At 73.9% G+C, this 8,217-nt stretch carries 6 protein-coding genes; 3 read left to right on the plus strand and 3 right to left on the minus strand.

What is annotated here, in order from left to right; all coding sequences use genetic code 11:
* The first annotated feature begins 859 nt into the window (after nucleotides 1–859).
* Entirely contained in the window at nucleotides 860–1,411 is a 552-nt protein-coding gene (locus tag ACW0Q9_RS26725; protein WP_456185907.1) for a hypothetical protein, read from the plus strand.
* 112 nt (nucleotides 1,412–1,523) lie between these two features.
* On the opposite strand, the gene ACW0Q9_RS26730 is transcribed toward ACW0Q9_RS26725, so the two are convergent.
* The gene (locus ACW0Q9_RS26730; protein ID WP_456185909.1) at nucleotides 1,524–2,297 is read right to left on the minus strand and encodes a CPBP family intramembrane glutamic endopeptidase; all 774 of its coding nucleotides are present in this window, start codon (nucleotides 2,295–2,297) and stop codon (nucleotides 1,524–1,526) included.
* Between the two features lie 143 nt (nucleotides 2,298–2,440).
* Between ACW0Q9_RS26730 and ACW0Q9_RS26735 the strand changes: the two genes are divergently transcribed.
* Nucleotides 2,441–3,562 (plus strand): globin domain-containing protein, encoded by a 1,122-nt coding sequence (locus ACW0Q9_RS26735; protein ID WP_456185911.1) that lies wholly within the window; start codon nucleotides 2,441–2,443, stop codon nucleotides 3,560–3,562.
* Nucleotides 3,563–3,681: 119 nt separating this feature from the next.
* Here ACW0Q9_RS26735 and ACW0Q9_RS26740 read toward each other — a convergent pair whose 3' ends face one another.
* Nucleotides 3,682–5,214 carry a peptide deformylase gene (locus ACW0Q9_RS26740; protein ID WP_456185913.1) on the minus strand — a complete coding sequence of 511 codons (1,533 nt, stop codon included), beginning with the start codon at nucleotides 5,212–5,214 and terminating at the stop codon, nucleotides 3,682–3,684.
* A gap of 320 nt (nucleotides 5,215–5,534) precedes the next feature.
* Between ACW0Q9_RS26740 and ACW0Q9_RS26745 the strand changes: the two genes are divergently transcribed.
* A complete protein-coding gene (locus tag ACW0Q9_RS26745; RefSeq protein WP_456185917.1) occupies nucleotides 5,535–6,317 on the plus strand; it encodes a hypothetical protein in 783 nt (260 codons plus the stop codon).
* A 48-nt stretch (nucleotides 6,318–6,365) separates the two neighbouring features.
* On the opposite strand, the gene ACW0Q9_RS26750 is transcribed toward ACW0Q9_RS26745, so the two are convergent.
* Complete coding sequence (locus ACW0Q9_RS26750; protein ID WP_456185915.1) at nucleotides 6,366–8,177, minus strand: hypothetical protein; 1,812 nt, start codon at nucleotides 8,175–8,177, stop codon at nucleotides 6,366–6,368.
* Nucleotides 8,178–8,217: the final 40 nt, after the last annotated feature.

Genomic DNA, 8,217 nt, shown 5'->3' on the forward strand with positions numbered 1-8,217 from the left:
GTGCGGTCGCGGGGGCGGGGAGAGTTGTAAAAGAGACAGGTCCGGGGTAGGCGGGAGGGCGCCCCGCCGCGCGCCACCGCCGCTGCCGATGAGCCGGTGATCGAACCGGCCCCGAAGCGGACCCGCCGGACGCCGGCTGCCAAGAAGGCGGCCCCGCCCAAGAAGGCCACCCCGGCGGCGCGGAAGCCTGCCGCCGCAGTCGACACTTCGGCGGCGCCTGAGCTGGCCGGGCCCGCAGAGACCGAGGAGTCCACAGCGGCAGCGCCGGGGGAGGCGCCCGGACCGGGAGAGCCGGCCGAGGCGTCCGGACCGCCAGAGCGGGCCGAGGAGTCCGGAACGGCAGGGGCGGCGGAGGAGACCGCCGCGCCGACGGAGACCGGTCGGCCCCGGAAGAGCACCAGGACCGCCCCGGCGAAGAAGGCCACGCCGACGAAACGGGCTCGCCGGGCCCCCACCGCTCCGGCCAACTCCGGCGAACCCCCCGCCGCACCGGCCACCACCGAACCCGCACAGGTCCACGCCGAACCGGCTGCCCCGCCGATACCGGCTGCCACGAAGAAGCAGGCAGAACCGGCAACCGCAGCAGACGCCCCGGCCGAGCCGACCGCCGGGCAGGCCTCCACCGAACCGGTCGCCGCGCAGGCCCCACCGGAGCCGGCTGAGACACAGCTCGACCAACATGAGCCACGAGACAGGGCCGAGCCGGCCACGACCCGATCCGCATCAACCGCTGCCGCAGGGATCACTCAGGTCAGTCGGCAGGTGAAGGAGCACGACCCCGGGCAGGGCTGGCGGGCGATCGGGGTGCGCGTACTCGATCATCCGGGTTTCGCACCGGAGCTGCTGGGCCCTCGCGGCGGTGGACGTTCTCGGGCCGCGTGCCGCCGGCTGGGTGGAGCGGACCCGCGACGCGTACCCGGACGCCGGCGCCGACGGGCTGGCCCGGCTGGTGACCCGGCGGTTCGTCCGGCTGGCCGGTACGGGCGGTGCGCTCGCGGCGGGCGCCGGCCTGTTCGCACCGGTGGCGGAGCTCACGGCGGTGCTCTGGACCCAGGCCAACCTGGTGCTGCATCTGGCCGCCGTCTACGGCCGGGACCCGGCGCATCCGGACCGGGTGGCCGAGCTGCTGGTGCTGACCCAGGTGCATCCGGACGCCGGCACCGCCCGGGCCGCGCTGGACGCGGCCCGCTCGGCGGGCGCTCCGGCGGAGGGAACCTGGTCCCGGGCGGCCGAGGCGGCCTGGCGGCTGGCCACCCCGCTGGCCGCGCAGGCCGCCGGCTGGCTGGGCCTGCGACTGGCCGCGCGGCTGCTTCCCGGCGCGGCGGCGCTTGCCGCGGCGACCGGCGACGCGACCGCCGCCGAGCGCCTGGCCGCCCGCGCCATCACCCTCTACCGCCCGCCCCGCGCCTGAGCCGCTCCACGCCGAACCGCCCCGCGATCTTGCAGTTTGGGCCCGCGTTCTGCGCCTTTGGTCCCTTCTGTCGAGGCACCAAGTGCAAGATCGCGCGCGGCCGGGCCGGCGGTCAGAGCCAGCCGAACCAGGACTTCGGCAGGAGGGCGTAGCCGACGAAGGCGACCACGTCGAGCAGGGTGTGCGCGACGATCAGCGGCCCCACCCGCCGGGTGCGCAGGTAGAACAGCCCGAACACCACGCCCATCACGGCGTTGCCGAGGAACGCGCCGAAGCCCTGGTAGAGGTGGTAGGAACCACGCAGCAGGGCACTCGCCGCGAGCACCGCGCCCAGCCGCCACTGGAGCTGCCGCAGCCGGGTGACCAGGTAGCCGACCACGATCACCTCCTCCAGCACGGCGTTCTGCACGGCGGCCAGGATCAGCACCGGCACCGCCCACCAGAGGGGCGGCAGCGCGGCCGGGACCAGGGTGGCGTTGATCCCGAGCTGGGCGGCCGCCCAGAACAGGGCCAGCCCGGGCAGGCCGATCAGCGCCGCCAGGCCCGCCCCCCGGGCCAGGTCCGACCCGGGCCGGGTGAGATCGGCCCCGAGCGCCCGTGCCGGGTCGCCGGGGTCACGCGCCAGCAGGTGTACGGCGAGCAGCGCCGGCAGCAGCGCGAAGACGATCCCGAGGAGCTGGTACGTCAGGTCGAGGTAGGGCCGGGCCGACACGGAGGTGTTCAGCGAGGCGGTCTGCTTCGACAGCCCGCCCGTGGCGGTCAGCTTGGCGACCAGCGAGACCAGGGCGTAGACGGCCGACTGGCCGAGGGAGAGGCCGAGCACGAGCAGCGTCTCGGTGCCCAGGGTCCGGCGGGAGACCGGGCGGGTGAGCTCGTCAACCGTCACCGGACCACTGTGCCGCACTCCGGGGCCGGTCGGCACGTCCCGCGGCCAGGTGAGCCGGTCGCACATTCTGTGCGACCGGCCGGCACGCTGCGTGGAGATTCTGTGGGGGCCGATCCGCCGGTCAGGAGAAGGAGCGTGCCCTCGTGGAGAACTTCGCGCGGCTGCTGAAGGAGAGCTGGACCCTGGTCGAGGAGGACCGGGAGCGGCTCAGCGGTCACTTCTACGCCCGGCTGTTCCTCCTCGACCCGGGGCTGCGCATGCTCTTCCCGGTGCAGATGGCCGGGCAGGGTGACCGGATCCTGGAGGCGATCGTGACCGCCACCCAGACGGTGGACGACCCGGAGAGCTTCGACGAGTACCTGCGCGCGCTGGGGCGGGACCACCGTAAGTTCCACGTCGACGCGAGCCACTACGAGACCATGGGCGTCGCCCTGCTGGACGCGCTGCGCAGCACCGCCGGGGACGGCTGGAACCTGGAGTACGACCAGGCGTGGCGGGAGGCGTACGCCAGCATCAGCGAGCGGATGCTGGCCGGGGCGGCGGCCGACGACAACCCGCCGTTCTGGCACGCCGAGGTGCTCACCCACGAGCGGCACGGCCCGGACACCGCGGTGCTGACCGTGCGTGCCCTCCAGTACCCGATGACCTGGCAGGCCGGCCAGTACGTGAGTGTCGAGGCGCCCCGCTACCACCCGCGGGTGTGGCGGACGTACTCGGTGGCGAACGCCCCGAACGAGGAGAACGTGCTGGAGTTCCACGTGCGGACGCCGGCCGGGGCCGCGGGCTGGGTCTCCGGGGCGCTGGTCCGCCGGACGAAGCCGGGCGACCTGCTGCGGGTGGCCGCGCCGATGGGCTCGATGACCCTGGACCGCGCCTCGACCCGCGACATCCTCTGTGTGGCGGGCGGGGTCGGGCTGGCCCCGATCAAGGCGCTGGTGGAGGAACTGACCCGGGTCAACCGGACCCGCTGGGTGCACGTCTTCTACGGCGCCCGCCGCTCGGCGGAGCTGTACGGGCTGCCCGACCTGGAGAAGCTGGTGGCCGCCCACCCGTGGCTGTCGGTGACCACGGCGTGCAGCGAGGACCCGGACTTCGACGGCGAGCTCGGCGACATCTCGGAGGTGGTCACCCGGTACGGCCCGTGGACCACGCACGACTGCTACGTGTCCGGCTCGGCCGCGATGGTCCGGTCGACCCTGCGCGCGCTGGCCGCCGACGACGTGCCGCCGGACAACATCCGCTACGACACCTTCGGCAACCTGTAGACCTTGCTCCCCCCGAGCCGGGTCGCGTGCCCCTGCCCCCTGGGGCACGCGACCCGGCCCCCCGTTCACCGGTGCGCGGGTCGGGCCGGCAACCGGCCCGCGTACCGGAGTTCCGGCGGTCAGTAGCGCCAGGGGTTGCCGGTCTCCCGGTATTCCTCGACCGGCACGAGCGGCACGCCGGGCGCCATCCGGTCGGCGTAGAGGCGACCCTCCAGGTGGTCGATCTCGTGGGCGACAAGCCGCGCCATGGCGTACTCGAAGGACGTGATGACCCGGCTGCCGTCCCACTGGGCGTGCTCGACGTCGATCCGCAGCGGCCGGGGCACCAGCCCGCGGTGGTCGAAGAAGGAGAGGCAGCCCTCGTACTGCTCGTCCGTGTCGGGGGAGCTGTCGACCACCCGGGGGTTGAGCAGCACGACGGGTTCGGCCGCCCGGTCGGCGGGGCGGACCAGGGCGGCGGCCCAGCCGAGCCCGAGCTGCGGCGCCGCGATGCCGACGCCCTTGCTGAACGGGTGCAGCTCGTCGAGGCGGACCAGCAGGCCGGAGAGCCGGTCGACCACGTCCCGGGCGAGCTGTTCCTCGCGCGGCAGGTCGAACTGGCGGGCGGGCTGCCGGAGCACGTCGTCACCGCGCTGCACGATGCCGACGGCGCGCATCCGGTCGCTGGCCCGGATCCGGGTGCCGGGGGGCGGGCCGTCGGGCTCGGCGTCGGGCGGCAGGCTGCGGAACCGCCACTGCATCCGGTAGCGGGCGTTCAGCGGCGGGTCGTCGGTCGCCCAGTCGAAGATCGCCCGGCCGCCGTCGTCGCTGCGCTGGATCGGGGTACGCAGCGGCCCCTCCTCGGCGGAGAGGGAGGTCTCGGCGCCCCACACCTTGGGGTCGAGGTCGGCGGGAAGGTCGAGGCGGACGGCGAGGTGCCGGGTGGGCAGGCGTACGGCGCGCTGGAACCAGGGCCCCCACTTGTCCCGCCCGACCCGGTACGCGTACTCGATGGTGACCCGGTCGCCGGGGTAGAGCGGGAACCGGCCCTCGTCGTTCTCGAACAGCAGCCAGATCTCCTTGAACGCGTCCCGGTCGTGCTTGGCCCGCCAGTGCATCGGCTCCCGCGCGCCCCCGTCGTCCCGGTAGGCCGTCAGTTGCAGCTCGGCGAAGGTGAGCGGGTGCTCCCGGTGGTGGCGGTTGGAGCGGCCCGGGTCGTTGGGGTAGCGGTCGACGGCGACCCGGACCAGATAGCGGGTGACCGGCTCGGTGCCGGCGTTGTACAGCTCCCGCCGGATGGCGCAGTGGTAGCCGCCGTCGTCGGTGTAGGTGAGGGTGGCCGACTCGCGCTCCACCACCAGCCCGGTGCCGGGCGGCAGCCACTGGCCGGGCACGGGCGGGTCCCGGTGCGCCCCGCCGGAGCGGCCGTGCCGCAGTTCGTCGTACTCGCGGAAGCGCTGCCAGATCGCGCCGCTGGCCTCCAGCACGGCCTCGGCGCGGCGGGCGAAGTCCTCGGTGGGCCGGTGCCGACGCCCCTCGACGTGGCTGACGTACGACGGGTCGAAGCCCATCAGCGTCGCCAACTGCTTCTTGGACAGGCCACGGCCGGTGCGGTGCCGGGCGAGTTCGGCCGCGAACGAGTCGGCGGCACGCTCGATCGGTGAGGTCGTCATCGGCTTCCTCGTACGCGGGAAGACCATTTTCACGTTGGGTGGCCGAACGTGTACGGAAACTGCCTCGTATTCGACATTCACCTTGACAATCCAGCGGTGCCCGTCGATGCTTGCGCGGCCCGCCACCCCGCTCGGCGGCGTTTTCCGCCCAGCTCGCCGGGTAGTACGCGATGGGCGACGGAGTGACCGGGACCTCCCCCCGGAGCCCACCGGGCCACTTTCCCTCCAGGGGAAGCTGTGGTTAGGCTAGCCTTAGTCCGGGCCGGCGACAGCCGGCGCCGCGAGGCGACCAGACAGGGGACGACCAGGTGACTGCGGTGATGCCGGGGCGGGACGTCGCCACCCCGTTCGCCCCGGTCACCGCGACCCTGCGGGCCATGTTCGGCACCGACGACCTGCCCGGGCTGGCGCCCGGCCTGCTGGTCACCGACGGCACGCCCCACTGGGCCCCGGCCACCCGGCTGGTCGACGGCACCCTGCTCCCCGAGTTCCTCCGGGCGGCGGGCCGGCGCTGGGGCGGCACCCCGCATGCCTGCGCCGCGCTGGCCTGGAAGTCCTACAGCTACTGGACGGCGTTGCCGGCGGTGCTCGGCTGGGCCTCGGCCCGGCGGGTGCCGCTGCTCGACCCGGCCGACGTGCTGGTCCACTTCGAGGACCACCACCAGCTGCTCACCCTCGGCCTGCGCAGCTCGACCCCGGTGGCGGTGCTCCCCGGCGACCCGCTGGCGCTGGCCGGCGCGCCGGGCGTCCGGGTGGTCGCCGACGAGGCCGCGCTGCTCGACGCGCTGCGCACCTCCCTGCTCGACGCCCACTTCGCCCCGCTGATCGCGGCCATCCAGGGCGAGGTCCGGATCGGCACCCGTACGCTGCTCGGCTCGGTCGCGTCCGGCATCGCGCACGGCATCCTGCGCGCCTCGGACGCGCTGCCCGGCTCCTCGACGGCGACCATCGGCACGCTGCTCGACGCGCTCGACCTGAGCGACCTGATCGAGCTGGTGCCCGGCCCCGCGGGCGAGCCGACCGTGCAGCGGCGCACCTGCTGCCTGGCCTTCACGCTGCCCCGGCCGAAGATCTGCCAGGGCTGCTGCGTCCGCCAGTCCTGATCCGGCCGCCCGCGCGGGCCCGTCGGTCGACCCCGGCGGCGGGCCCGTTCAGTCGACCAGCGGACGCACGTCCCAGAGCCAGACCCCGCCGGTGAAGGTCGGCGTGATCCCGGTCAGCTCGGTCATCCCCCGGTACAGCGAGCCGGCCTGCCGCAGCCGGGGGTCGAGGATCACCGCGCCCGCCCGCCAGTGGCGCAGGTCGTCCACGGCGGCCACCCGGTCCTGCGGGGTGATCGGCGGCACCGCGTCGGTCCGCCGGATGGTGGTGAAGAAGGTGCTGGTGGGGCGGGGCGGTGCGGTGAAGAGGGCGACCCGGCCGGCGCCGGGCCGGGTGTCCGGATAGAGGAAGTAGCCCCGGGCCAGCGGCATGTCCAGCCGGGTCTCGGCGGACCAGCGCAGCGGGACGGCGTAGTTGGTGTCGGGCAGCGGGAGCGTGACGATGCTGTGCCCGCCGGCCACGTAGGGCCGCCAGGCGCCGGAGGTGACGAAGCTCGGGGTCGGGTCGAGGCGCACCGAGGGCAGCGGGGTGGGCAGGAGCGGCAGCAGCGCCATGGTGAGCACGGTGGCGGCGGCGCCCTGGATCTGCCGGCGGCCCGCCGGGTGCCGCCGGGCCAGCCGCCGGACGTGCTCGGCGCCGAGCGCGAGCAGGATGCCGACGATCGGGGTGAGTGCCAGCGACCACCGGGTCGGCACCACCGAGTGCAGGATCGGCAGGTGCTCCAGCGCGGCCCAGGGGCCGGGGATGCCGGTGTCCCGGCCGTCGAAGTGGATCTCCCGGCCGAGCGAGAACAGCACGAACACCGCGCCGACGGCGGCCAGACCGAGCACCACGACGTTGCGGCGCAGCCACCAGACGAGCGCGACCACCAGCACGGCGAGCGGCCAGCCGAAGAAGGCGTTCTCCTCGGTGGCGTTCTTGGCCAGCCAGGCGCTGCCGCGCGCGTCCCCGGCGAGCGACTCCCGGGACCAGGCGACGTAGGAGGCCAGGTCGGTGCTGTAGCCCCGGATCAGCGTGGACAGCCCCTCGTAGGCACCGGGCCCGAAGAACTGCACGAAGAGCGGGTACGCGAGCAGGGCCCCGGAGAACCCGGCGGCCACCGCGAGCCCGGCGGCGAACGGCCGGGCCGCCGGACGCAGTTCGGGCCGGCCGAGGGCGAGCGCCAGCACCACGACGCCCAGGCCGATGGCGGTCATCAGCAGGATCTCCAGGTTGAGGAAGGCCTGCCAGACGATCAGCAACCCGAGCAGCACGCCGTTGCGCAGCCAGCGTCCCGGCTCGGCCAGCCGCAGCGTCCGCCAGACGAGCAGCGGCACCACGAACTGGCTGACGATGTTGGGGTGGGCGTTGGCGTGCGAGACCATGGCCGGCGCGAACGCGCAGAAGCCGGCACCCAGCCAGGCCGGCCCGCGGGCCCGGATCAGCACCCGGGAAAGGACGAAGTACCAGGCCACGCCGGTGGCGGCCATTCCCAGGGTGAGGAAGAGAAGAAATGACCACCGGGGCCCGAACAGGACGGTGACCGGCGTCATTGGCAATGAAACGGATAATACGGACGTATTTGCCATCAGATTGACGCTGTCCGGCACATTCATCCGGTCCGAGGTGAACGGATAGGCGAAATCGGTCACCACCCGCGCACCATGCGCCATCATCCACTCGAACTGCGCCTGATCGGTGCGGTTGTCCCGGACGCCGTTGGCCGGGTCCAGCCAGAGCCGCGCGGTGATCCAGAAGGCGAGCAGCACGAAGCTGAGCACGGCGACGACGTCGACCCACCTGCCCTGCCCCGGTCGTCCGCCCTCGTCGGGCCCGTCCTCGGCGGCACCACCCGGGGCGGCGTCCGATTCAGGAGTAGTCATGACAATTCAGAGCGTAGTCAGGGTATGGCAGGGCCGTGAC

The organism is Micromonospora sp. I033, assembly GCF_053890995.1.

Coding starts and splice junctions, on each gene's coding strand:
- ACW0Q9_RS26745 (WP_456185917.1), top strand. CDS start 5,535: ATGCCGGGGCGGGACGTCGCCACCCCGTTCGCCCCGGTCACCGCGACC.
- ACW0Q9_RS26740 (WP_456185913.1), bottom strand. CDS start 5,214: ATGACGACCTCACCGATCGAGCGTGCCGCCGACTCGTTCGCGGCCGAA.
- ACW0Q9_RS26750 (WP_456185915.1), bottom strand. CDS start 8,177: ATGACTACTCCTGAATCGGACGCCGCCCCGGGTGGTGCCGCCGAGGAC.